This is a genomic window from Pseudochrobactrum algeriensis (assembly GCF_018436245.1).
Lineage (GTDB): Bacteria > Pseudomonadota > Alphaproteobacteria > Rhizobiales > Rhizobiaceae > Pseudochrobactrum > Pseudochrobactrum saccharolyticum.
In genome coordinates this window covers 1,021,130-1,043,947 of the sequence record NZ_CP075361.1, presented here as the reverse complement: position 1 = coordinate 1,043,947, position 22,818 = coordinate 1,021,130, and the positions used below count along the sequence as shown (strand labels likewise).

Genomic DNA, 22,818 nt, shown 5'->3' with positions numbered 1-22,818 from the left:
TATGACAACGACAGAACCTTTAACTCTGTTTACCGGACCAACCGGAAATCTCGACGACCGCACACAGATTCTCGTGCGAGGTCCCGATGCGGAAGCTTTTCTGCAATCTATTTTCACGGCTGATCTGAGTTCCCTCGAAACCGGTATTCTGCGCGCATCGGCACTGCTGAGCCCGCAAGGTAAAATCCAGTTCGATTTTCTGATCTCACGCGTTGAAGACGGCTTCCGCATTGATATTGCGAAGGATGTGGCAGAGGTTTTTGCCAAGCGTCTCACGCTTTATCGCCTGCGTGCCAAAGCGGAAATTATCGTTTTAAATGAATCGATTATCAGAATTAGCTGGAAAACTGATTCAGGCAGTTCAGAAAGTGATTCAATTAGCCTTGAGAGCTATCAGACCGTGCGCGATGAGCGCTTCCCTGAAGAAACGAATGTCCTGCGTCATTATGCTGAAAGCGGCAGCGCCTCCCCCGCCACGCAATCTGATCGCGATGCATGGGCAGCTTTGCGTATTCACTATGGTATTGCCGAAGGCGGTGCGGATTTCATCATGAATGATGTTTTCCCGCATGATATTAATTTCGAGCAATTCAGCGGTGTGTCATTTAAGAAGGGCTGTTTCGTCGGACAGGAAGTTGTGTCCCGTATGCAGCATCGCGGCACTGCACGGCGCCGGATTTTGCAGGTGACGGCACAGGCAGACTTGCCCGCATCAGACACGCCGATTACTGCTGCTGGCAAAGAAGTCGGAACCTTGCGTAGTGTTAAAGGCAGCAATGCACTCGCTCTGGTTCGCATCGACCGCGTTAAAGACGCAATGGATAAAAACATTCCGCTGCTTGCCGGTGAAACGGAAGTGAACCTAACAATTCCTGCCTATGCTAAATTCACTTTCCCTGAAGGGGCAGCAGACTAATGGCAGTATCCGGCGGTTCTAAAACAAAACCGGTTCGGGCATGGCAGCGTATGTTGTCAGGCCGCAGGCTGGATTTGCTTGACCCTTCACCGCTGGATATTGAAATCAGTGATATTGCCCACGGGCTGGCACGCGTTGCCCGCTGGAATGGCCAGACCCGTGGCGACCATGCTTATTCCGTGGCGCAACATTCGCTGTTGGTGGAACAGATTTTCCGCGAGCAAAATCCGGCTACTCCCTTGCAGCATCAACTGCTGGCTTTGCTGCATGATGCGCCGGAATATGTGATCGGCGATATGATCTCACCCTTCAAGGCGGTGCTGGGCGGTGCCTATAAACAGATTGAAGCGCGACTGGAAACTGCCATTCATCTGCGCTTTTCCCTGCCCGCGACCGTGCCTGCAGTTTTAAAAAAAGCGATTAAGAAAGCTGACATTGTTTCCGCTTATTTTGAAGCAACAGAACTGGCCGGTTTCAGTACGACAGAGGCCGCAGAGTTTTTCGGTCGTCCGCGCGGTTTCCATGCCGGTCACTTTGATTTATCACCACGGCCAACCGCAGAGATAGAACAGGCTTTTATCAACCGATTCAACGAATTGGAGACACAAATTCATGGCTGATGTTTCCGCTGTCGTTGAGGTGGGTTTGAGTGCTGCAGTTGTTACAATCAGCAATAACCGTCCGGTTATTCTCTGCTCTGATGACCATGAAATGCCCGCAGCACACGAAATGTCTGCCGCGCTTTCACTCCCTTACGGACGGTTTGATCCGCTAAAACATCGCACATTGGAAATGGGTTTGCGGCTATGGGTGGAAGCGCAAACGGCCTTGCGCCTCGGCTATGTGGAACAGCTCTATACATTCGGCGACCGTGGCCGTGCCAAATCTGCCATGCCGACCGATGATACCCATGTGATTTCTGTCGGCTATCTGGCACTGACACGTCAGAATGGCGAGCAGCCGGAAAATGACTGGCAATATTGGTATGATTTTCTGCCTTGGGAAGACTGGCGCAGCGGTAAGCCGCCACTCATCGACCAGCTTATTATCCCTGCCTTACGTGAGTGGGCGCAGAGCGACAAACGCAGCCATCCGGCCTATGATCTGCATCAGCTCCCACGTCTGACACGTCTGCGTCTTGCCTTCGGCACCGATGGTATTCAATGGGATGAGGAGCGTGCACTCGAACGCTACGAGCTTCTTTATGAGGCTGGTCTGGTGCGGGAGGCAACCATAGACGGCACCGTCAGCCCGAGCGCACAGCTGGACGAATTGCAACGCCATACCGGCAAAGCCATGGTGTTCGATCATCGCCGTATTCTCGCAACCGCAATTGCCCGCCTGCGTGCCAAGCTGAAATACCGTCCGGTGATTTTCGAGCTGATGCCCGATTGCTTCACCCTCACAGCCTTGCAGGAAACCGTTGAGGCGATCTCCGGTCGTCATCTGCATAAGCAGAATTTCCGACGTCTGGTGGAAAATGCCGAACTGGTGGAACCGACCGGTGCCAGCCTCAGCCAGCAACGCGGAAGACCGGCTGCGCTCTACCGTTTCCGCCGTGCGGTTCTGGAAGAGCGCCCTGCACCTGGCTTAAAAGTTACCCTATCTCAGCGATAAATATGTCGCTCGTCAGGAAAGCTGCGGCTTTTCACATCTTCCGCGTAAGTCTTCACCGCCTCGTCAATAGCTGCACCAATGGCACCATATTGACGAACAAATTTCGCAGGCTTGTCGTTGAGACCGAGCATATCTTCCAGCACCAGAATTTGCCCGTCACATTCCGCTGACGCGCCGATACCGATGGTCGGCACCGCAACCTGCGCCGTAATCTCACGCGCCAGCGGCTCGACAATGCCCTCCAGCACAATGCCGAAAGCACCGGCATCAGCAACCGCCTGCGCATCCTGTTTAATCAGATCCCACAGCGCCTGATCGCGCCCCTGCACTTTATAACCACCCATCACATGCACGGCCTGCGGGGTAAGACCGATATGCGCCAGCACCGGAATGCCGCGTTTGGTCAGAAAGCTGATCGTCTCAGACATCTGCACGCCGCCCTCAAGCTTAACCGCACCGCAGCCGGTTTCCGCCATGATCCGCGCCGCATTACGGAACGCAACTTGCGGACTTTCCTCATAGGAGCCGAACGGCATATCCACCACGACCAGCGCACGGGATGAGCCGCGCATCACCGCCTGCCCGTGCATGATCATCATTTCCAGAGATACGCCGATAGTCGAATCCATGCCATGCATCACCATGCCAACACTGTCACCCACCAGCATAAAATCCGCATAGCGATCAACAATCGCCGCTGTATGGGCATGATAAGCCGTGAGGGACACCAGCGGCACACCGCCTTTGCGAGCACGGATTTCCGGCACGGTGATACGGCGGATTTGTTTCTGGACACTCATGGCCGTTTCCTTTGATTAGAAGTTAAAAGCGCAGCACATGCTGGTCGATCAGGCGGGTTTTACCAAAACGCACCGTCAGCAACAGCACCGCCGCTGCAGTGAGCAGCTCTGCGGTTTCGGCCAGTGTTTCTGCATCACGGATATCCACGGCCTCGATCTCACCGCGCGGTTCCTGCTGCAACTTATCGACAACAGCATGGCGCAATGCAGCAACCGAACGCTCGCCCTGATCCACCAAGACTTGAGCCATTTGCATCGCCTGCGGCAGGATAATAGCAGCAGCACGGTCTTCCGCACTCAAAAGACTGTTGCGCGATGAACAGGCAAGACCATCCGGTTCGCGCACTGTCGGCACGCCGAAGACTTCAACCGGCTGATTGAGATCAGCAGCCATACGCTTGATAACAGCGAGCTGCTGATAATCTTTCTCGCCGAAGAAAGCTTTATCCGGCTGCACAATATTAAACAGCTTGCTCACCACCGTTGCCACGCCACGAAAATGATTAGGGCGCAATGCCCCCATCAGGATGGAAGACAAATCACCAACATCAACATAGGTCGCTGTTTTACCGCTGCCATCCGGATACATCTCATCCACCTCAGGTGCGAAAACATAATCCACGCCCTGCTCTTCGAGCAGTTTCAGATCACGGGGCAGATCACGCGGATATTGCGCCAGATCTTCATTGGGCGCGAATTGCGTGGGATTGACGAAAATTGACACCACAGACACATCGCAATGCTGCTGGCTGTTCTTGACCAATGTGAGATGGCCGATATGCAGATAGCCCATCGTCGGCACGAAGCCGATACTCTTGCCTGCACTCCGCTCGGCTCTCAAAGCCGTGCGTAAATCTGCAATTGTGCGGATCAGTTGCATATCATCATCCCCTGAAAAACCAGTGCGCACTCTATCTCATCAAGTGATGATAATATCCAGCCCGACATCAAGCGTCGGTGCAGACATTGTGATTTTCGAGGTTGAGATATAGTCGACACCCGTCTCGGCAACGGCTTTCAGCGTATCGAAATTAATATTGCCCGACGCCTCAAGCTTTGCGCGTCCGGCATTAATTTCCACTGCCTTAACAAGGGTTTCCGGCGGCATATTATCAAGAAGAATCACATCCGCCTGCACAGACAGCGCCTCTGCCATCTGTTCCAGCGTATCAACCTCAACTTCGATCTTCACCAGATGCCCGACAAAGCTGCGGGCGGCTTCAATCGCCTGTTTAACACCGCCTGCAACGGCAATATGGTTGTCCTTAATCAACACTGCATCATCGAGACCGAAACGGTGATTGGCACCGCCGCCGCATCGCACCGCATATTTGGCAAATGAGCGCATACCGGGCATGGTTTTGCGAGTGTCACAGATTTTCGCCTGCGTATGCGCAATCTTGTCCGCGAAACGTGCCGTGTAAGTCGCAATACCGGACAGAACCATCAGATAATTGAGTGCCACACGTTCAGCCGACAAAATGGATCGGGCATTGCCGCTGATACGGACAATCTCCTGTCCTGCTTTGATGCGGGTCGCATCAGTGACAGCGACCGAAACCTCCAAAGACGAATCAATCTGTGCGAAAGCGGCACGCACAAAATCCAGACCGGCAAGCACGCCGTCCTCACGGCTGGTCAGTATCGCTGTTGCCTGTTTTTCAGGAGCAATTGTGGCATGACTGGTAATGTCTCCGGCACGTCCCAGATCTTCGAGCAGCGCATTGCGCACAGCCTCTTCAACCAGCGGACGCGGCAGAACAGAAGGATAAGCAGTTTTCATCAGGCAGTTTCCGCTAATTTTTGATAGGTTTCCTGAGCATCTTGCAAAGTCATCATTGAGCGATGTTGCCAGATGACCGAGCTTTCAGGATAGTCGCTGCGATAATGACCGCCGCGGCTTTCCTTGCGCGCCAAAGCCGATACGGCCAAGACTTCGGCAGTTGCCAAGCAATTGGCGAATAGCGGATCATGATTACTCTGTGCCAGTTGCCGGATTTGTTGCAGCCCCTGCAACATCTGATCCTGCCTGCGGATAACACCGAAACTGCGGCTCATAACCGCCCGCAACTGCTGCATACCCTCAGTGCAATCCTTTTTATTTGCAGCAGGCAGAACCTGCACGACAGATTGGGATGCACATTCTTCCTGCGGCAACTGCCTGATCACCTCAGCTACCCGCGCGCCAAACACTACCGCTTCAAGCAAAGAATTGGATGCCAAGCGATTGGCACCATGTGCGCCGGTGGAGGCTGCCTCGCCGCAAGCCCACAGGCCTTTAACCGTCGTGCGGCCATCCATATCCGTGAGAATACCACCCATAAAATAATGCGCTGCAGGCACAACGGGAATGAGATCACGCGCCGGATCGATGCCCACGGCCTGACAATAGGCATAAACGGTCGGGAATTCCTGCGCAAAACTCTCACCGATTGCCTTGGTGCAATCGAGATAAGCACCGCGCCCGCTCATCACCTCTTCATAAATACCGCGTGCCACGACATCGCGCGGTGCCATTTCCGCAGCCGGATCATGGTGCAGCATAAAGCGTTCGCCGGCTTTATTGACGAGATGCGCGCCGTGGCCACGCAGCGCCTCTGTTGCCAAAGGTGCCGGATCAGCCTTCACATCCAGCGCTGTCGGGTGAAACTGCACAAATTCCATATCCGCCAAAAGCGCACCGGCCTGTGCCGCCATACCGATACCGGAACCGCTGGCCTCAACCGGATTGGTGGTCACCTGATAGAGATGGCCGATACCGCCACTGGCAATTACCACCTGATGCGCAGGCAAAATCTGGTCTGAGCCATCTGTACGGCGAATGATCAGCCCGCTGATGCCATCTGCATCCGAAATCAGCTGATAGGCCGAAGCATTTTCGATCAGCGTGACGGATGGTGCTTCCCGCACTTTGGCAACCAGTGCCTGCATGATCGCACGGCCAGCCATATCGCCACGCACGCGCACGATACGGTTATGACTATGCGCTGCCTCGCGCGACACTTGCAAATGACCGGCCAGATCGCGGTCGAACGGCACGCCGAGTTCGAGAAGATCATGCACACGATCTGAGGCCGAAGAGGCCATCATGCGAATGACATCCTCATCCACAATACCGTCACCGGCGATCAGCGTATCCGTTACATGGCTTTCCACTGTATCATCGGATGACACAGCCGCAGCAATACCGGCCTGCGCCCATGCGGAAGATGCGCCCTGCCCGATAGGCGCAGCCGCTATCACCGTAACAGGCACAGGACTGAGCTGCAGGGCGCAAAACAGCCCTGCCAGCCCGCCGCCGACAATTATAATCTGACCGGGTATAATCTGATTGGGTTTCGTGCTCATCGTCACGCCATCAGTTTTTCAGATTGATCATACGTTCAACAGCCTGCCGCGCTTTGACAGCCATTGTTGCGTCAACAAAAACCTCACCACTCATATTCACCAGCGTGTCGAGAATTTTCGGCAGGGTAATGCGTTTCATATACGGGCAGAGATTGCACGGTTTGACGAATTCCACCTCCGGCACTTCTGCCGCAATATTGGAAGCCATGGAACATTCGGTTACCAGCATCACCTTGGCCGGACGATTGTCGCGCACATAGTCAATCATACCTTTGGTGGAACCGGCAAAATCAGCCACCGCCACCACTTCAGGCGGGCACTCCGGATGGGCAACAATCTGCACCGACGGATCAGCAGCGCGGTACGCCAGCAGTTCCTCTGCCGTAAAGCGCTCATGCACCTCGCAACGGCCTTTCCATGTCAGCACTTTAACGGAAGTCTGAGCCGCAACATTCTGCGCCAGAAATTCATCAGGAATGCACAGCACGCGGTCAACACCGAAGCTCTCCACCACCTGCACAGCATTGGCAGAGGTGCAGCAAATATCGCTCTCGGCCTTCACATCGGCAGAGGTGTTGACATAGGTGACAATCGGCACGCCCGGATAGGTTTCACGCAGCAGACGCACATCGGCACCGGTGATAGATTCAGCCAGAGAACAACCTGCCTTCATATCCGGTATCAGCACGGTTTTTTCAGGGCTCAGCAGTTTTGAGGTTTCCGCCATGAAATGCACACCGCACTGCACGATAATATCGGCATCGACACGGGCAGCTTCACGCGCCAGCTGCAAGCTGTCGCCGACAATATCCGCCACGCAATGGAAGATTTCCGGTGTCTGATAATTATGAGCAAGGATAACGGCATTGCGCTGTTTTTTGATACGGTTGATCGCCGCCACATAAGGCGCATAGGCAGGCCACTCGATGCGCGGAATATGATGCGCCACGCGCTGATAGAGATGCTCGGTTTCTGCAGCGATCTCCGGTGTATAGTCCAGAGACGGCATTTCCAAAACGCCGAAACGTTCTGCTGCGCTGCGGATTTCACCTTTATTCAGGTTCTCTTTTGTGGTGGCTGTCGTCATATTACGCCTCATAAAGCAGTGGTAAAACTGCCCTCTCCTGTTCCCCTTAACCGCCACCCGATCACTTATACTCAAAATGAGTATAAAGATTTGAAAAATAAAAGCGGTTAAACCGTGGCGCGAATCTTTATGCCTATTACAGTTTCATGACAAGGAATTATTTTGCTCAAAGTGAGTAAAATTAATCAACCGGTCAAAAGCGTATGTGAAAACGGAACCCAAGTAATTTTTGATAAGGCTTAAAAATCAATAAGTAAGCTATTCAAACAGTGCGTTAGCACTCAAGCCTCTTTCAAGTGTAAAAAAAATATTGTAATCACTATTACACAATAGATTTACCGGCATCTCCGCTGAAAGAACGCACAGCATGTCCACTCGCTCGCAAGACTATCGAAGCCCCTCCATGCCCTGGCTGATCATTATCGCCGGTTGTCTTATCACCTTTCTGACCTTTGGCCCGCGCTCGGCCATGGGTTTTTTCCAGCTGCCGATCATCGGCGACAAGGGCTGGGATCGCAGCACCTATGGTCTGGCTATGGCATTGCAAAACCTGTTCTGGGGTGCCGGTCAGCCAATCTTTGGTATGATTGCCGATAAATATGGTTCGTGGCGCGTGTTGCTGATGTCCGGTATTTTCTATGCATCCGGCCTGCTATTGATGGCACATGCGGATGCCCCGATTGCCCTGCATATCGGTGGCGGTGTGCTGGTTGGCCTTGGTGTTGCTGCCGGTTCTTACGGTATTATTCTTTCTGCCTTTGCCCGCCATGTCAGCGCACAGCAGCGCAGTCTGGTATTTGGCCTTGGTACCGCAGCCGGTTCTGCCGGTATGTTTGCTTTTGCACCGATTTCGCTGGGTCTGATTGAACGCTTCGGCTGGTCGGATGCGCTGGTTTGGCTTGGTGTTGCTATGCTGCTGGTGCCACTGCTGGCCATCCCGCTGCGCGGAAATGCCTCCAATGCACGGATGCCGGACACCAATGCCAAGCAGACTGTTTCCGAGGCGCTCAAAGAAGCTTTGAGCCACAAAAGCTATCTGTTTCTGACTGCCGGTTTTTTCGTCTGCGGCTTTCAGGTGGCTTTCATCACCACGCATTTTCCGGCCTATATTTCCGATATCGGCGTGGATAAGCATTATGCGGTCTGGGGACTGGCGCTGATCGGTTTCTTCAACATTATCGGATCACTTGGTGCAGGTTTCCTCGGCCAGACCCATTCCAAACCGAAAATGCTGGCGCTGATCTATCTGCTGCGTTCCATATTGGTGGCCGGTTTTATCCTGTTGCCGCAGTCCGGCACCAGTGTTCTGATTTTCTCTGCTATTATGGGACTGCTCTGGCTCTCAACCGTACCGCCGACCAATGGTCTTGTCGCCACGATGTTCGGCACACGCCATCTCGGCCTGCTCGGCGGCATGGTGTTCTTCTCACACCAGATCGGCTCATTCATTGGTGTCTGGCTGGGCGGCACGCTCTACCAGCTTTATAACAGCTATGATGCCGTATGGTGGCTGAGCATTATTCTCGGATTGTTTGCGGCGCTTATCCATCTGCCGATCCGTGAAACAGCAGTACAGCGCCCTGCCCTCGCAGCAGCCTGATTAAGCTGCCCGATTTAAAGCAGAAATAAAGCCGGAGCGCGACTCCGGCTGTTGCTGACCGCGCGGCTCCCATACATGACGGGTGAAGAAAAAACCGGTCAGTTTAAACGCCGTGCAAATATCCGGAACAGTCTCGGCTCTGACACGGGAATTGCAAACAAATTCCGGCATCGCCAGCAACCGGTCTGCCCAAGGTGCACCGGCATCGCGGGACACGGCGCGTCCGCTTTTCGGCGAGACATAAATCAGATCAGTGGTACCGCCGGTTGCGGCACAGCTTTTAAGATCAAGGCCAAAGCCCAGTTCTTCCAGCAACATCAGCTCAAAACGCAACAGCAACTCACCGGCAGCAACCGGCGTGTCACAATGCTCCAGCAAGAGCTGCAATGTCTCATAGAGATTTTCATGCGGGTCACGCTCCGGCAGCAGACGCAAATGCGCTGCCGCGAGCTGAATAGCGAACAGCGCCACCGGCAGATCAATCAGCCGCGCTGCGGAAAAGCTCAGAGGTTCAATCTGGTAAGACCCCAGATGCTCATCGAGCCGAGCCCACCAATGTAGCGAAACATGATTGCCGACCTGCAGCATCGGCTGCATACGCTTGGAGCGGCCGCCGCGCACCACACCCATATGGCGGCCATGGGCACGAGTCATCACCTCCACAATGGCACTGCTCTCGCCGTGCCGTCTTGTGCCGAGAATGATGCCCTCGTCGCGCCACTCCATAATCAGTTAACCTCAGGAATTCGGGAATTCCAGACCCATTTCACGGTAACGCTCAGGATCATTGCCCCAGTTGTCACGCACTTTCACAAACAAGAACAGGTGAACCGGCTGCTCGAGAATAGCAGACATTTCCTTGCGGGATGCCTGACCGATTGCCTTAATCGTCTCGCCTTTATGGCCGAGAACAATCTTCTTCTGGCTGTCGCGCTCGACATAAACAACCTGTTCGATACGCACCGAACCGTCTTTGCGCTCTTCCCACTTTTCGGTTTCTACCGTTGAGGAATAAGGCAGTTCTTCATGCAAGCGCAGATAGAGTTTCTCACGGGTCACTTCCGCAGCAAGCTGACGCATCGGCATATCGGAAATCTGATCTTCCGGATAATACCAAGGGCCGTAAGGCATTTGGGCGACCAGATATTTCAGCAGATCTTTACAGCCCGAACCGTTCAGTGCCGAAATCATGAAAGTGCTTTCAAATTTCACTTTCTCATTGGCAGCCTGTGCCAGTTCCAGCAGCTTTGGCGGGTCAACACGATCAACCTTGTTGAGGATTAGAATTTTCTTCTGACGCGTGTTTTCAAGGCTGGTCAACAGAGCCTCAGCGGATTCGTTCAGACCGCCCTGCGCATCGAGCAGGATCAGCACCAGATCGGCATCACGGGCACCGCCCCATGCGGTTGTCACCATAGCGCGGTCAAGACGGCGCTTTGGTTTGAAGATACCCGGTGTGTCAACCAGCACGATCTGTGTCTGGTCTTCAGTGATAATGCCACGCACCAGAGCACGGGTGGTCTGCACCTTATGGGTCACAATCGACACTTTGGTGCCGACCAGACGGTTCACCAAAGTGGATTTGCCCGCATTCGGCGCACCAATCAGCGTCACGAAACCCGAACGGGTCTGTGCTTCTGCTGTGGTTGTGCTTTCACCCTGCGGATGGTTGATTTCAGTCATTTTTATCTCTTTTAAGCCAAGCGCTGTATCGGAAATGCTCTGAAGAACCTGCGCAGGTTTAACGAGCTTTATTTAAGTTTAGCGCAAATACGGAAATTTTATAAGATCAGTTATTTCTGCCAGACGCCTTGGCGGTGCAGCAGATTTTCAGCGGCATCCTGCTCGGCAATACGTTTGGAACGTCCTGTTCCGGTTGCCGGCTGGAAACCGGAAATTGCCACCTCCACCACAAAGACGGGCTCATGGTCGGGACCAGTGCGGCTGACAATGCGGTAAACAGGTTGCAATTTGCCTTGCTGCTTGCCCTGCTGATGTGCCCATTCCTGCAATTCAGTTTTAGCATCACGGCGCGCCGCATCGCTCACTCTGGAGCGCGGCTCCCAGTATTTCAGCACAAAACCACGTGCCGCCTCTAAACCACCATCCAGATAAATCGTGGCAATCAGTGCTTCAATCACATCGGCGCGCACATTCAGGAGGCGCTTGTCATTGAGACTTTTGATATCGGAACCGGTTTCAATCAGATCGCCCAGACCGATTTCATCGGCAACGGACGCACAGCCTTCAGCACTGACCAGCGCATTCAGGCGCACGGACAATTCACCTTCCGGCGCATCGGGAAAAGCCGCAAACAGCATTTCCGCAATAATCAGTCCTAGAACGCGATCACCGAGAAATTCCAGCCGCTCATAATTGGAGCCGGATTGCGGCCGTGCGCTGGAATGCGTCAATGCGCGCTCAAGGCGCGCATGATCGACAAAGCTATGACCGGTTTTTTCTTCCAGTATTTTTATACGCCGACGATCAGAAACCATTATCAGGCTCCTGACCGGCAGCTTTATTGTTGTTTAATTTCGTCAAAACACACATCAGTTATTTGTCGTTACAACGGATTTAGGATTTTCCGTTGCTCCGACCCAGCTCAGCAAGCGGTCGAACCGCAGATTGGTTGGCCAGCGCCACAGTTCAAGCGGGCTGTATTTTCCGGAAATGGAGAAGAAGATCACATTGGCACGGCCAACAAGATTTTCATAAGGCACATATCCTACAGAATAGCGGCTATCCAGCGAGTTATCGCGATTGTCGCCCATCATGAAATAATGACCGGCAGGCACCTCGAATACACGCGTATTGTCGCCCATAGCATTCGGATTCACGTCCAGCGTTTCGTAAGAAATGCCATTCGGCAATGTCTCACGATAGACTTCAATCGGACGGTTTTCATCGGTCACGTCAGGATTGGCAATCTCGCCAACCTTCTCACGCTGTACGGCCACATCATTGATATAAACAACGCTGTCGCGCACCTGAATCTTATCGCCAGGCAAGCCGATTACGCGTTTGATATAGTCAATATTGGTATCGCTTGGCAGCTTGAATACAACAACATCACCGCGTTTCGGCTCAGCACCCCAGATGCGGCCTTCAAACAGATCCGGTGACAGCGGCAGGGAATATTTCGAATAGCCATAGGCATATTTGGAAACGAACAGATAATCACCTTCCAGAAGCGTCGGACGCATCGAGCCGGACGGAATGCTGAATGGCTGAAACAGCAAGGTACGGATCACAAGTGCCAGCAGCAAAGCCTGCACAATAATACTGACGAGTTCACCAACACCGCCGGACTTTTTTACTTCATTCTTGTTAGACAAGCTGGGTTTTCTCCGCTTCTGCGCGTTTATTGTGCGACTCTTAACCTCTACAAAGCCATGAAGCAATCAGGAACTCGCAACTCAAAGGACTGCGCCCCGCTTGCGTTGCATAAAACCCGCATCCTATGCCGGTTTTTGAGTAAAAAAGCCCATACCGGCTCTTGATATTTTCGTTTGCGATTCACGACTGAAATGCCGACAGCTTTGAGCCTGAAAATTGTTCAAATTATTGCATTTACCGGCTCTGTCGCTCTGGTTATCATCAAACAGACATGATGTATTCTCTGGCGTAATGTTCATAAATCAGCGCCCGAATGCCATTATAAAACGACGATCGGACGTTGCATAAAACGCAGGGGAATAAACATAATCATGTCTCAGCCAGTGGAAATCCGTCTCTTCACAGCACAGAATAAAGCAGCATGGCTGCCTTTATGGAAAGCCTATCAGGATTTTTATAAGACCAGCATTGCCGACAACGTCACCGATTTAAGCTGGCAAAGATTGCTGGATGCGAATGAACCTATGAATGGTGCGCTGGCAATTATTGACGATAAGATTGCTGGTTTTGTACATTATATCCGCCACCGCTCCACATGGTCGACAGGCGGTTACTGCTATTTGCAGGATCTCTACGTTAATCCGGATGTTCGCGGCAAAGGCCTTGGCCGCGCACTGATTGAGCATGTTTATCAAGCTGCAGCGGAAGCAGACTGCTCACGCGTCTATTGGCTGACCCATGAGACCAATACGGATGCGATGGTGCTCTATGACCGCGTTGCCGATAAATCCGGCTTCATTCAATATCGCAAAATGCTGTGATGTGCGAAAGCGCCCGTATCTATCAAGCGGGCGCTGCTTTTAAGCCGGTACGGCTTCAATAATCACAAAAGCCTGCGCCATCGGATATTCATCCGTAATACTCAGATGCACAACAGGCTTCATGCCTTCCGGCATCATAGAGTACAAACGAACTTCAGCGCCATTGGTGAGGTGCATAGTCGGCTTGCCGGAGGGCAGGTTAATCACTTCCATATCCCGCCAGAAAACACCGTGAGACAGGCCGGTACCCAGAGCTTTGGAACAGGCTTCCTTGGCGGCAAAACGCTTGGCATAGGTATCCGCCTGACGCTTACGGCTTTCAGCCTTGGCACGCTCGCGCTCCGTGAACACCCGCTCCGTAAAGCGGCTGCCGTGACGCTCAAGTGTTTTTTCAATGCGGCGGATATCAATCAGATCACTGCCGATACCAATAATCATCGGGAAGCGCCCTGCTCTGCCAGAGTTTTCTTTAATGAAATACGCTGCAGGCGCTTATGACGATAGCTGATCGTTGCCCAGCGCGTTGCCACATAAACAGCCAGCGCACAACCAAGCCCAAGCACCAGAGAACCGAACAGCATCGGCTTCAAAATCGGCTGCCACAGTTCAGCAAAACTCATCTGCTTGAAAATTTCGCTTTCCAGAATTCGGGTCAGAGGCAAAGCCTGTGCCTGACCGTTTTCATCAACGATCATCCGGCCGACTTCATAGGTGCCGCCCCAGATAAACGGAATTGTCAGCGGATTTGCCAATGCCGTACCAATCGCAGCGGCAGCAATATTACCGGCAATGAGGTAAGCGAGAACAATCGCAAGAATAAGATGAAAGCCGAAAAACGGGGTAAAAGCCGCAAAAACACCAACGGCCAGACCTGCCGCAACCGCATGAGGGCTGGCAGTAATACGGGTGATCCGCTTGCCCATATAGCGCATTGAGCGCGAGAAAGAACGGCGCGGCCAGATCATTGTGCGAAGGCGCTCCCTGTAACTCAAGGGTTCTCTGCGTCTGAACAACATGACTTTCTGCCACCATCCTTAACTAAATCTGAGTATATCTGCATTGATGCACAGACATAACTGCTTCGCTTCATAGGCGGGAAACTCCCGTGAAGCTATCTCAATTATACGAGAATTAAGACTTTTTTAACAGTTCAAATAGTTATCGCATGAGGAAAGCACAGCAGCAATGCGGCAAGAGGTAGTATGCCGCCTGAATAATGCATCATGAGACGGGATTTTATGTCCCGCGAAAATGTAGTTTTTCCAATAATATCAGGCAGTTTTACACATCATCTGCACTGCCCTTTTAAATACAAAAAAGCATCGCACTGATCCGCCGCGCCCCCGTGGCTGATCAGGCGATGCCTCTTGCAGGCAAAATCCGCGCTGAAGCTTACCCCTTCAGCCTGCAGTCTCTGCCCTCTCCGCATCTGCCCGCGCCCCCGCGGCTAATGCGAAGCTCTTTCCATGGCCAAAATCAGATGGCCATGCTGAAACCTGGCCGGTTTTATATGGCCATACTAAAACTATGTGCACATTCCTTGCGGAATTCATCAAATACTGCTGCGACCAGCCTCACCAGCGAATGATGTTCCGGTGCCATCACAATCAATGAACCCTGCACCGTGACAATACCATCGGCAGCCAGCGGGCGCAGCAATGCCAGCTCATCAGAAAAATTCACACCTGCTGCGACATCATTCAGATCGACACGGAAATCGCACATCAACTTTTCAATGATCTGCGCCCGCAAGCGGTCAGAATCGTTAAATGCATAGCCACGCGTTACCGGTGCCCGTTCTGACAGCACCGCAGCTTTATACTGGCCGATATCGGCAATATTTTGCGTGTAGCCTTCGCGGAACTGCGAGATAGACGATGCACCGAAACCGAGCAGTGTCGGGCAGTCATCATCCGTATAGCCCTGAAAATTGCGTCGCAATTGTCCGGCTTTTGCGGCCACAGCCAATGTATCAGATGGCAGGGCATAATGATCGATGCCGACCGGCTCATAGCCCATGGCCATGAATGTCTCACCGACGATCTGCGCCTGCTCAAAACGGGCATCAGCATCAGGCAGCAGGCTGGTATCAATCAGCCGCTGATTGGCACGGCGCGCAGGCAGATGCGCATAACCGTAACAGGCAATACGGCTCGGACGGAATGCCGCCACACGTTTGCAAGTCTCACGCAATGTAGCGACCGTTTGCAAAGGCAGGCCGTAGATAAGATCAAAGTTCAGGCTGGATATACCGACTTGCCATAGCGAGTTGACCGCAGATTCAACCTGCTCAATCGGCTGCACACGGCCAATGGCCTGCTGCACATCCGCATTAAGATCCTGCACGCCAAGGCTGGCACGGTTGACACCAACCTGCGCCAGATCACGGCACAGTTTCTTGTCAACTTTGCGCGGATCAAGCTCGATAGCATGTTCCATATCATCAGCAAAATCGAACTGCTCACGCAGCACCTGCGTGATACGGGCAATGCCCTCACCACCCAAAATGCTTGGTGTGCCACCACCCCAATGCAGATGCACGGCTTTCGGGCGTTCAGTCAGATATTGCCCCGCTTGGCGAATTTCGCGGATTAATATATCGGCATAGGCCTCAATTACGGTATCACGCCGCGCGATCTTGGCGTGACAGCCGCAATAGTGGCAAAGGTCACGGCAATAAGGCACGTGAAGATAGAGAGAAACCGGTTCCCCCTGTCTCAAACGCCGTAACCACGCCTCATACTGATCTTTCCCGACTGCCGGAGAGAAATCCGCAGCAGTCGGATAAGATGTATAGCGGGGTACGGCAAGAGAAGCATAATGTCTTGCCGCAATCTCCGTCATACTTTTTGTCCTTTACCGGCAACAGCTGCCTGTTCGTTCAGTTTCATTTCCGGCGCAGACGCTTTGGCGCGCACCAGCACGTCATTGCGCAATTCAAACCACATGGCATTGAAAATTGCGAAGGAAGAGGCCAGTCCCAATCCAAGGATCCAGGAAAAGTACCACATTTCATTGTTCCTTTTTCTTTACTCTTCAAAGGGTTAGTAAGCATTAGGCGTATTATCGACACTGTCTTTAGTAATCGGGCCGCGCATCACGCTATAGACCCAGCTGGTATAGAGAAGAATGAGCGGCAGAAAGATCACTGTCGCGATGAGCATGATGAACAGGGTCAGGTGGCTGGACGATGCGTCCCACACTGTCAGGCTTGCATTTGGCATGACCGAGCTTGGCAGCAGAAACGGAAACAGTGACACGCCCGCTGTGCTGATGATCCCGAAAATACCGGCACTGCTGCACAAGAAAGCCAGCGTACCTTTGCGGCAATGCAGCGCGATAAAGCTCAGAGCCATACCGGCAAAGCCAAGCACAGGCGCAATCAGCATCCAACTATGTTTGGTGTAGTTTTCCAGCCAGACACCGGAGCCGGTTGTTACGGTTTTCAGCATCGGATTGGACGGCCCCGCAACATCCTGCACGGAAGTGACCACATAACCATTGATACCGAAAGCAAGCCACACACCGGCAAGTGCAAACAGAACCACGCTGAGCAGCGCTGCAATCTTGCCGAAGCTGCGTGCCCGTTCAGCCACAACACCCGGAACACGGGCAACAATCACTGTCGCACCATGGGCAACCAGCATGGTCAGGCTGACCAGACCGCATAGCAGTGCAAAAGGTGTCAGCAGGCCGAAGAAATTGCCGTCATAATAAATGCGCATCGCATTATCAAAACGGAACGGCACACCAAGCAGCACATTACCAACTGCCACACCGAAGATCAGCGCCGGCACAAAACCACCGATAAACAGTGCCCAGTCCCATGTGGAACGCCATGCGGTATTTTCCACTTTGCTGCGGAATTTAAACCCGACCGGACGCAGGATCAGCGCCAGCAGAATGGCAATCATCGCCAGATAAAAGCCGGAGAACGACACCGCATAAAGTGCAGGCCATGCAGCAAAAATCGCGCCGCCGCCGAGGATCAGCCAAACCTGATTGCCCTCCCATGTCGGGCCGATCAGATTGACCAGCATACGGCGCTCTTCATCGGTTTTAGCCGCGAAAGGCAACAGAGTGCCCACGCCAAGATCAAAACCGTCCATGATCGCGAAACCGATCAGCAGAACACCGAGCAGCAACCACCAGATCAGGCGCATTGTTTCATAATCTAAAGGAATATTTGTCATTATCTTGCTCCTTTCGCCTGATTAACCGTTGTTCTGCATATTCAGGATGGCCGCATCCTGTGCCATATCGACATCAGGGCGTACCGGTTCTTTTGGTCCGGCTTTGACGGTACGAACCATCAGCCAGATCATGATGCATAACAAAGTGGTGTAGACGGTCAGGAAGAAACCAAGACTGATGACCAGATCAGTCATAGTGAGATTGGAAGCCGCATAGAATGTCGGCAGCACACCCTCAATCGCCCAAGGCTGACGGCCATATTCCGCAACGATCCAGCCTGCTTCAATCGCAATCCACGGCAAAGGCAGTGAGAACACAGCGATTTTAAGCAGCGCACGATTGGTATGTTCATTGATGCGATGTCTGCTCGCCAGAACAAAGGCAATTGCAAAAAAAGCGATGAAATAGAAGCCCAGCGCCACCATGACACGGAACGACCAGAACAAAGTGCCGACACTCGGAATTGTATCTTCCGCAGCCTTGCGGATTTCTTCAGGTGTGGCGTTTTGAATATCATCGCGATAGCGCTTCAGCAGCAGGCCATAGCCGAGATCATGCCAGTTGGCCTTAAAGGCCTCGCGGGCTTCAGCATCATTCGGATTGGTCCGGATACGATCCAGCTCAACAGAAGCCTTGATACCATTTTCAATGCGCTTTTCAGCCATATCCACCAGATCATGGATGCCCGGCAATTCTGTTGTCAGACTGCGGGTGGTAATGAGGCCGAGAACATAAGGAATATGCACTTCGTAGCTGTTTTTGCCGTCACCCGGAATGGCGAACAGGTTAAAACCGGCCGGTGCAGGCTCTGTTTCCCACATAGCTTCCATCGCAGCGATTTTCATCTTCTGCTGTTCGGTGGCCACATAGCCGCTTTCGTCACCCAGCACGACGACCGAGAGAGCAGCAGCCAGACCGAAAGAAGCGGCAACGGTCACAGAACGCTTTGCCAGTTCCACATGCTTACCGCGCAGCAAATAGATACTGCTGATCGCGATGATGAACATGGCACCGGTCACATAACCGGCGCTCACCGTGTGCACGAATTTTGCCTGTGCAACCGGATTGAACAGCACAGCCATAAAATCTGTGACTTCCATACGCATTGTATCAGGATTGAAAACCGCGCCGACCGGATTTTGCATCCAGCCATTGGCAATCAGAATCCACAAAGCGGAGAAATTGGCGCCAAGCGCCATCAGCCATGTGACGGCCAGATGCGCCACGCGCGACAGACGCGCCCAGCCGAAAAAGAACAGGCCGATAAATGTGGCTTCAAGGAAGAACGCCATCAGGCCTTCAATAGCCAGCGGCGCACCAAAAATATCGCCGACATAATGGCTGTAATAGCTCCAGTTCATACCGAACTGAAACTCCATCACGATCCCTGTGGCGACGCCCATGGCAAAATTGATGCCGAACAAAACACCCCAGAACATGGTCATGCGACGCCAGATGTCGCGACCGGTCATGACGTAAACGCTCTCCATAATCGCCATCAATAATGAGAGGCCGAGCGTCAGGGGGACAAAAATAAAATGATACATCGCCGTTGCAGCGAACTGCAATCGCGACAAATCAACGACAGTAAAGTCAATCATACTTCCAGCCTTTTATCATTCGGATAACCGCCGCTCCGCAACGGGAAAGCAGCTTGCCGGATCCGTTTTCTGCAAACGGATCGTCCTCCCTTATCGCTGGTGTAACAAAGGTGTGAAAAAGCGCATTGATCTGGATCAATGGCTGTGAAACAAAAAAGGGCGGGGAAATGCCCCGCCCTTTGCTCAAAATTTGTCTGTGCCTATGGCTTCAGCGACAGCCATTGTGTGGCGTGGACATTATTCAGATTATCGTGCCAGCCTTCCAGCTGATCTGAAACCAGCGCCCGTGACGCATAGGTAAAAAGCGGAATGACAACCTGCTCCTGAAGCAACAGGCGCTCAGCATCGGCCAGCATCACCGCACGCGCTCTGAGATCGGTTGTCACTGTGGCCTTATCCAGCAAAGCGTCATAGGTTTTATTGAACCATTTTCCATAATTGAAACTACTGTCACTTTTATAGAGAAACAAAAAGCTTTGCGGATCGCTGTAATCCCCGATCCAGCCATCCCTTGCCAGATCAAATTTTCCGCCTTCGCGCAGATAATTGAAATAGGTCGTGCCTTCCATTTCATTCAGCTTTGCCCTGATGCCGATATTTTTCAGCATATCCGCAATGGCAGCCATGACATTTTTATGATTTTCGGACGTATTATAAAGCAGTTCAACCGTCAGACTGTCCGGCTCGATACCTATCTCTTTCAGGAGTTCTTTCGCTTTGTCTTCACGGTCGAGAATATCCTGATTGGCATAATCCTGACGTACCCCGCCGCTGATATAATTATCAATTTCCGGCGGCACTAAAGAATAGGATGGCAGCATTGTCCCGCGCCAAACTTCTCTGGCCATAAAATCACGGTCAATCACCATCGAAATAGCGCGGCGCACACGCATATCTTTCAACGGGCTGCCGTCCTCTCCCTTTATATTGAGAAAATAGCTGCCCAGTTGCGGGGCAATGCGCAGCTGACTGCCAAATCTCTTGCGTACATAATCCATCTGCTCGGCAGGCACATCGGCACAGACCTGCACCTCTTTTGCTTCAAACCGGCGCATACAACTGGAACGGTCTTCAAAAGGCAGCCAGTTCACCACATCAATTTTGACCTTATCCGCATCATAATAATAGGGATTTTTCTTCATGATGATTTTGTCATTCGGCACAAAACTGGTCAGTTGATAGGCACCATTGCTCACCAGATTTCCGGGAGCGGTGAATTTTTCGCCGTATTTTTCAACGCTTTTGCGATGTAAAGGCAGTGCCGTGTGATGTGCCATCAATTGCAGAAAATAGGGCGTCGGCGCTTTCAGTGTGAACTTCACCGTATAATCATCCGGTGCCTCCACGCCCAATTGCTCGGGCGGCAGCTGTCCGCGGGAGATTGCTTCGGCATTTTTGATCGGAAACAGCACATTGGCATAAGGTGCGGCTGTAAGCGGGTTCATAATACGGCGGAAAGAATAGACAAAATCCTGCGCGGTAACCGGATCACCATTCGACCATTTTGCATTGTTGCGCAGGTGGAAAATATAGCGCACGCCATCCGGTGACATTTCCCATGATTGTGCAACACCGGCGAGGATTGCGCCTTTGGCATCTTCCATCACCAGCCCCTGATAGAGATCGGCGAGAAGCGCCGCCTCATCGACCGTTGATGTCAGCTGCTGATTGAGCGAGGACGGATCGCCATTATTGCCACGATTTAAAATGATTTCGGCATTGGCAGATGTACTGAACACAGAGATCAACAGACTAGAAATCAATAATGACCGGCGCATATAGCCCCTCCTCAATCAATAAAATAAAGACATGAATAAAAATCCCGCGCCGATATTACGCGAGCGCGGGTTCAGGAAAATCCCAATAAAATGCAAAAAGCTGCGTCTGCCTTAGGGGGCAAACGCAGGACACATTCTTAAAATTATCAGAGATCAGCTTTTAAATTCAGTACCGGCAACGGCTGAAAGCGAGCGATGCGAGAGAATGCTCACCGTATTGGCATCCGGCAGATGAATCAGACCCTGAGTGCGCAATTTTGTGAAGCAACGGCTGACAGTTTCAATGGTCAGGCCGAGATAATCTGCAATATCCGTGCGGTTCATCGACAAATGTACCGGATTGTCCGGATGGCCGACACGTTTCGCCTGTGCTGAGAGCACCAGCAGGAAAGAGGCGAGTTTCTCAACAGGTGCAAGACGCCCGAGCACCAGCTGATTATCCCGCGACTGGCGCAAAGCCTCACGCGTCATCACATAGAGCCGGTCTTTCAATGCAGGATGCTGATCCATCAGCTCGTCCATCTCATTTACGGAAAAGCAGCATAATGTGGATGGCACAACAGCTTCAGCCGTCTGGGAATAAGTCCCGTCATCGGCGAGACCGAGATAATCGCCCGGATAGAGAAAACCGGAAATCTGACGGCGGCCGTCCGGCAGCAATGTAAACAAACGCAGCAGACCGGAAGTCAGGCTGAAAACTTTCAGCTTCGGCGCACCCTCTTCCACCAGCATTTCACCGGTTTCAAGCTTACGTGAAGACATGATTGCCTCCAGCGCATGCAGCGCATCATCCTGCAAAGCAGCACAGATCGCCATTTTACGCACTTCACAATCAACGCAGGCTCCGCACGGGTCACGGTGACGCTGGCTATGCATTGTCTGAGCTGTAAGAACTGAAACCACGATGATGCCTTGTTTTTACACTTGTCGTTATCGGAAAACCGGTGCCCGCTTTTCTGCGAAATGCTCTGGTACCCGACGGGATTTATGCGCAACAATAATTTAAAGAGGCGAGCCGACAACTGTTCATGCCACGAAGAATATGTTCCTCATGGCATGAATGTTCAGAAATTTCCATATCCCGCTCCGCCCTGCGTCAAAAAACGCTTTGAAAACGAGCAGAGCGTCATGGTTTAGCTCAGATATTACGGCTTCCCGGCTTGATAGCAGGAAGTGCAGCCAGTTCCGGCGGCAGATTATCCTTATCGTAGGATGGCACTTCATATTCAGCCAGTGCGATCAGCTTGGTGCCCACATCGGCTTTACCTGCCGAGCGATCAACGATACAGGCAGCAGCCACAACTTCCGCCTTCAAATCGCGCAGCGTGTCAATTGTCTCGCGGATAGACAGGCCGGTGGTCACAATATCTTCCACGATCACAACGCGGGAGCCTTCCGGCAGTTCGAAACGGCGCAGTTTGAAAACACCATTTTCACGCTCGACCCAGATCGATGGCACGCCGAGATGGCGCGAGGTTTCATAAGACGGGATCAGACCGCCGATTGCAGGACCGACCACATAGTCAATCGGACCGAGATCAGCGGCTTTGATCTTTTCAGCCAGCGCTTTGCACAGTTTTTCCGTCTTGTCGGCATGCATGAACACCCGCGCTTTTTGCAGGAAAACAGGGCTGCGGCGACCGGAAGTCAGAATAAAATGCCCTTCAAGAATGGCACCTGCCTCACGAAACACGCCCAGCACATCTTCAGTATTCAT

At 52.5% G+C, this 22,818-nt stretch carries 23 protein-coding genes; 5 read left to right on the top strand and 18 right to left on the bottom strand.

What is annotated here, in order from left to right; translation table 11 throughout:
- Nucleotide 1 precedes the first annotated feature (1 nt).
- The 3 genes from ygfZ to KHQ09_RS06710 are packed head-to-tail and all read left to right on the top strand — an operon-like array spanning nucleotide 2 to nucleotide 2,533.
- Nucleotides 2-916, top strand: coding sequence for a CAF17-like 4Fe-4S cluster assembly/insertion protein YgfZ (gene ygfZ, locus KHQ09_RS06720; RefSeq protein WP_213597231.1), 915 nt, complete (start codon nucleotides 2-4; stop codon nucleotides 914-916).
- Nucleotides 916-1,536 carry a YfbR-like 5'-deoxynucleotidase gene (locus KHQ09_RS06715; protein WP_213597229.1) on the top strand — a complete coding sequence of 207 codons (621 nt, stop codon included), beginning with the start codon at nucleotides 916-918 and terminating at the stop codon, nucleotides 1,534-1,536. Before ygfZ ends, KHQ09_RS06715 begins: the two co-directional genes overlap by 1 nt.
- Nucleotides 1,529-2,533 carry an NUDIX hydrolase gene (locus tag KHQ09_RS06710; protein ID WP_213597227.1) on the top strand — a complete coding sequence of 335 codons (1,005 nt, stop codon included), beginning with the start codon at nucleotides 1,529-1,531 and terminating at the stop codon, nucleotides 2,531-2,533. Before KHQ09_RS06715 ends, KHQ09_RS06710 begins: the two co-directional genes overlap by 8 nt.
- Here the strand turns inward: KHQ09_RS06710 and panB are convergent.
- From panB to nadA, 5 genes are read right to left on the bottom strand one after another with little or no spacing between them, the layout of a single operon-like run.
- Nucleotides 2,524-3,333: a 3-methyl-2-oxobutanoate hydroxymethyltransferase gene (gene panB, locus KHQ09_RS06705; RefSeq protein WP_213597224.1), complete on the bottom strand. Its 810-nt coding sequence runs from the start codon at nucleotides 3,331-3,333 to the stop codon at nucleotides 2,524-2,526. The two genes, KHQ09_RS06710 and panB, sit on opposite strands and share 10 nt — an antisense overlap.
- Nucleotides 3,334-3,355: 22 nt before the next feature.
- Nucleotides 3,356-4,213: a pantoate--beta-alanine ligase gene (panC, locus tag KHQ09_RS06700; RefSeq protein WP_213597222.1), complete on the bottom strand. Its 858-nt coding sequence runs from the start codon at nucleotides 4,211-4,213 to the stop codon at nucleotides 3,356-3,358.
- Nucleotides 4,214-4,252: 39 nt separating this feature from the next.
- The gene (nadC, locus tag KHQ09_RS06695; protein ID WP_213597220.1) at nucleotides 4,253-5,116 is read right to left on the bottom strand and encodes a carboxylating nicotinate-nucleotide diphosphorylase; all 864 of its coding nucleotides are present in this window, start codon (nucleotides 5,114-5,116) and stop codon (nucleotides 4,253-4,255) included.
- Nucleotides 5,116-6,681: an L-aspartate oxidase gene (locus KHQ09_RS06690; protein WP_213597218.1), complete on the bottom strand. Its 1,566-nt coding sequence runs from the start codon at nucleotides 6,679-6,681 to the stop codon at nucleotides 5,116-5,118. The genes nadC and KHQ09_RS06690 overlap by 1 nt, the downstream gene beginning before the upstream one ends.
- Before the next feature lie 10 nt (nucleotides 6,682-6,691).
- Nucleotides 6,692-7,768: a quinolinate synthase NadA gene (gene nadA, locus KHQ09_RS06685; protein ID WP_213597216.1), complete on the bottom strand. Its 1,077-nt coding sequence runs from the start codon at nucleotides 7,766-7,768 to the stop codon at nucleotides 6,692-6,694.
- Between the two features lie 367 nt (nucleotides 7,769-8,135).
- Here nadA and KHQ09_RS06680 point away from each other — a divergent pair, with 367 nt between their 5' ends.
- Nucleotides 8,136-9,368, top strand: coding sequence for an MFS transporter (locus tag KHQ09_RS06680; protein ID WP_213597214.1), 1,233 nt, complete (start codon nucleotides 8,136-8,138; stop codon nucleotides 9,366-9,368).
- On the opposite strand, the gene recO is transcribed toward KHQ09_RS06680, so the two are convergent.
- The 4 genes from recO to lepB all read right to left on the bottom strand — a co-directional run bounded on the left by recO (nucleotide 9,369) and on the right by lepB (nucleotide 12,706).
- Nucleotides 9,369-10,094: a DNA repair protein RecO gene (gene recO / locus KHQ09_RS06675; RefSeq protein WP_075654596.1), complete on the bottom strand. Its 726-nt coding sequence runs from the start codon at nucleotides 10,092-10,094 to the stop codon at nucleotides 9,369-9,371.
- A gap of 12 nt (nucleotides 10,095-10,106) precedes the next feature.
- Nucleotides 10,107-11,051 (bottom strand): GTPase Era, encoded by a 945-nt coding sequence (gene era / locus KHQ09_RS06670; RefSeq protein WP_213597212.1) that lies wholly within the window; start codon nucleotides 11,049-11,051, stop codon nucleotides 10,107-10,109.
- Between the two features lie 110 nt (nucleotides 11,052-11,161).
- Nucleotides 11,162-11,866 (bottom strand): ribonuclease III, encoded by a 705-nt coding sequence (gene rnc, locus KHQ09_RS06665; RefSeq protein ID WP_213597210.1) that lies wholly within the window; start codon nucleotides 11,864-11,866, stop codon nucleotides 11,162-11,164.
- A 54-nt stretch (nucleotides 11,867-11,920) separates the two neighbouring features.
- Nucleotides 11,921-12,706 carry a signal peptidase I gene (gene lepB, locus KHQ09_RS06660; protein WP_213597207.1) on the bottom strand — a complete coding sequence of 262 codons (786 nt, stop codon included), beginning with the start codon at nucleotides 12,704-12,706 and terminating at the stop codon, nucleotides 11,921-11,923.
- A 372-nt stretch (nucleotides 12,707-13,078) separates the two neighbouring features.
- Here lepB and KHQ09_RS06655 point away from each other — a divergent pair, with 372 nt between their 5' ends.
- Nucleotides 13,079-13,528: a GNAT family N-acetyltransferase gene (locus KHQ09_RS06655; RefSeq protein ID WP_213597205.1), complete on the top strand. Its 450-nt coding sequence runs from the start codon at nucleotides 13,079-13,081 to the stop codon at nucleotides 13,526-13,528.
- A gap of 39 nt (nucleotides 13,529-13,567) precedes the next feature.
- On the opposite strand, the gene acpS is transcribed toward KHQ09_RS06655, so the two are convergent.
- From acpS to pyrE, 9 genes are all read right to left on the bottom strand, one after another.
- Entirely contained in the window at nucleotides 13,568-13,966 is a 399-nt protein-coding gene (gene acpS / locus KHQ09_RS06650; protein ID WP_213597203.1) for a holo-ACP synthase, read from the bottom strand.
- Entirely contained in the window at nucleotides 13,963-14,544 is a 582-nt protein-coding gene (locus tag KHQ09_RS06645; protein WP_213597201.1) for a DUF2062 domain-containing protein, read from the bottom strand. Before KHQ09_RS06645 ends, acpS begins: the two co-directional genes overlap by 4 nt.
- 490 nt (nucleotides 14,545-15,034) lie before the next feature.
- The gene (gene hemN, locus KHQ09_RS06640) at nucleotides 15,035-16,372 is read right to left on the bottom strand and encodes an oxygen-independent coproporphyrinogen III oxidase (RefSeq protein WP_213597199.1); all 1,338 of its coding nucleotides are present in this window, start codon (nucleotides 16,370-16,372) and stop codon (nucleotides 15,035-15,037) included.
- Complete coding sequence (gene cydX / locus KHQ09_RS06635; protein ID WP_213597197.1) at nucleotides 16,369-16,539, bottom strand: cytochrome bd-I oxidase subunit CydX; 171 nt, start codon at nucleotides 16,537-16,539, stop codon at nucleotides 16,369-16,371. The genes hemN and cydX overlap by 4 nt, the downstream gene beginning before the upstream one ends.
- Nucleotides 16,540-16,572: 33 nt before the next feature.
- The gene (gene cydB, locus KHQ09_RS06630) at nucleotides 16,573-17,721 is read right to left on the bottom strand and encodes a cytochrome d ubiquinol oxidase subunit II (RefSeq protein WP_420801434.1); all 1,149 of its coding nucleotides are present in this window, start codon (nucleotides 17,719-17,721) and stop codon (nucleotides 16,573-16,575) included.
- A gap of 21 nt (nucleotides 17,722-17,742) precedes the next feature.
- Nucleotides 17,743-19,323 carry a cytochrome ubiquinol oxidase subunit I gene (locus KHQ09_RS06625; protein WP_213597195.1) on the bottom strand — a complete coding sequence of 527 codons (1,581 nt, stop codon included), beginning with the start codon at nucleotides 19,321-19,323 and terminating at the stop codon, nucleotides 17,743-17,745.
- Between the two features lie 200 nt (nucleotides 19,324-19,523).
- On the bottom strand, nucleotides 19,524-21,101 hold the full coding sequence (locus KHQ09_RS06620) for a peptide ABC transporter substrate-binding protein (RefSeq protein ID WP_213597193.1): 1,578 nt from the start codon (nucleotides 21,099-21,101) through the stop codon (nucleotides 19,524-19,526).
- A 153-nt stretch (nucleotides 21,102-21,254) separates the two neighbouring features.
- Nucleotides 21,255-21,977: a helix-turn-helix domain-containing protein gene (locus tag KHQ09_RS06615; protein ID WP_028233878.1), complete on the bottom strand. Its 723-nt coding sequence runs from the start codon at nucleotides 21,975-21,977 to the stop codon at nucleotides 21,255-21,257.
- Nucleotides 21,978-22,239: 262 nt separating this feature from the next.
- Nucleotides 22,240-22,818, bottom strand: a complete 579-nt coding sequence (gene pyrE, locus KHQ09_RS06610; protein WP_022711962.1) for an orotate phosphoribosyltransferase — start codon at nucleotides 22,816-22,818, stop codon at nucleotides 22,240-22,242.

Excerpts from the sequence above, each read along its gene's own strand:
- ygfZ (WP_213597231.1), top strand. The coding sequence starts at position 2 with ATGACAACGACAGAACCTTTAACTCTGTTTACCGGACCAACCGGAAAT.
- KHQ09_RS06715 (WP_213597229.1), top strand. The coding sequence starts at position 916 with ATGGCAGTATCCGGCGGTTCTAAAACAAAACCGGTTCGGGCATGGCAG.
- KHQ09_RS06710 (WP_213597227.1), top strand. The coding sequence starts at position 1,529 with ATGGCTGATGTTTCCGCTGTCGTTGAGGTGGGTTTGAGTGCTGCAGTT.
- panB (WP_213597224.1), bottom strand. The coding sequence starts at position 3,333 with ATGAGTGTCCAGAAACAAATCCGCCGTATCACCGTGCCGGAAATCCGT.
- panC (WP_213597222.1), bottom strand. The coding sequence starts at position 4,213 with ATGCAACTGATCCGCACAATTGCAGATTTACGCACGGCTTTGAGAGCC.
- nadC (WP_213597220.1), bottom strand. The coding sequence starts at position 5,116 with ATGAAAACTGCTTATCCTTCTGTTCTGCCGCGTCCGCTGGTTGAAGAG.
- KHQ09_RS06690 (WP_213597218.1), bottom strand. The coding sequence starts at position 6,681 with ATGAGCACGAAACCCAATCAGATTATACCCGGTCAGATTATAATTGTC.
- nadA (WP_213597216.1), bottom strand. The coding sequence starts at position 7,768 with ATGACGACAGCCACCACAAAAGAGAACCTGAATAAAGGTGAAATCCGC.
- KHQ09_RS06680 (WP_213597214.1), top strand. The coding sequence starts at position 8,136 with ATGTCCACTCGCTCGCAAGACTATCGAAGCCCCTCCATGCCCTGGCTG.
- recO (WP_075654596.1), bottom strand. The coding sequence starts at position 10,094 with ATGGAGTGGCGCGACGAGGGCATCATTCTCGGCACAAGACGGCACGGC.
- era (WP_213597212.1), bottom strand. The coding sequence starts at position 11,051 with ATGACTGAAATCAACCATCCGCAGGGTGAAAGCACAACCACAGCAGAA.
- rnc (WP_213597210.1), bottom strand. The coding sequence starts at position 11,866 with ATGGTTTCTGATCGTCGGCGTATAAAAATACTGGAAGAAAAAACCGGT.
- KHQ09_RS06655 (WP_213597205.1), top strand. The coding sequence starts at position 13,079 with ATGTCTCAGCCAGTGGAAATCCGTCTCTTCACAGCACAGAATAAAGCA.
- acpS (WP_213597203.1), bottom strand. The coding sequence starts at position 13,966 with ATGATTATTGGTATCGGCAGTGATCTGATTGATATCCGCCGCATTGAA.
- KHQ09_RS06645 (WP_213597201.1), bottom strand. The coding sequence starts at position 14,544 with ATGTTGTTCAGACGCAGAGAACCCTTGAGTTACAGGGAGCGCCTTCGC.
- hemN (WP_213597199.1), bottom strand. The coding sequence starts at position 16,372 with ATGACGGAGATTGCGGCAAGACATTATGCTTCTCTTGCCGTACCCCGC.
- cydX (WP_213597197.1), bottom strand. The coding sequence starts at position 16,539 with ATGTGGTACTTTTCCTGGATCCTTGGATTGGGACTGGCCTCTTCCTTC.
- cydB (WP_420801434.1), bottom strand. The coding sequence starts at position 17,721 with ATGACAAATATTCCTTTAGATTATGAAACAATGCGCCTGATCTGGTGG.
- KHQ09_RS06625 (WP_213597195.1), bottom strand. The coding sequence starts at position 19,323 with ATGATTGACTTTACTGTCGTTGATTTGTCGCGATTGCAGTTCGCTGCA.
- KHQ09_RS06620 (WP_213597193.1), bottom strand. The coding sequence starts at position 21,101 with ATGCGCCGGTCATTATTGATTTCTAGTCTGTTGATCTCTGTGTTCAGT.
- KHQ09_RS06615 (WP_028233878.1), bottom strand. The coding sequence starts at position 21,977 with ATGCATAGCCAGCGTCACCGTGACCCGTGCGGAGCCTGCGTTGATTGT.
- pyrE (WP_022711962.1), bottom strand. The coding sequence starts at position 22,818 with ATGAATACTGAAGATGTGCTGGGCGTGTTTCGTGAGGCAGGTGCCATT.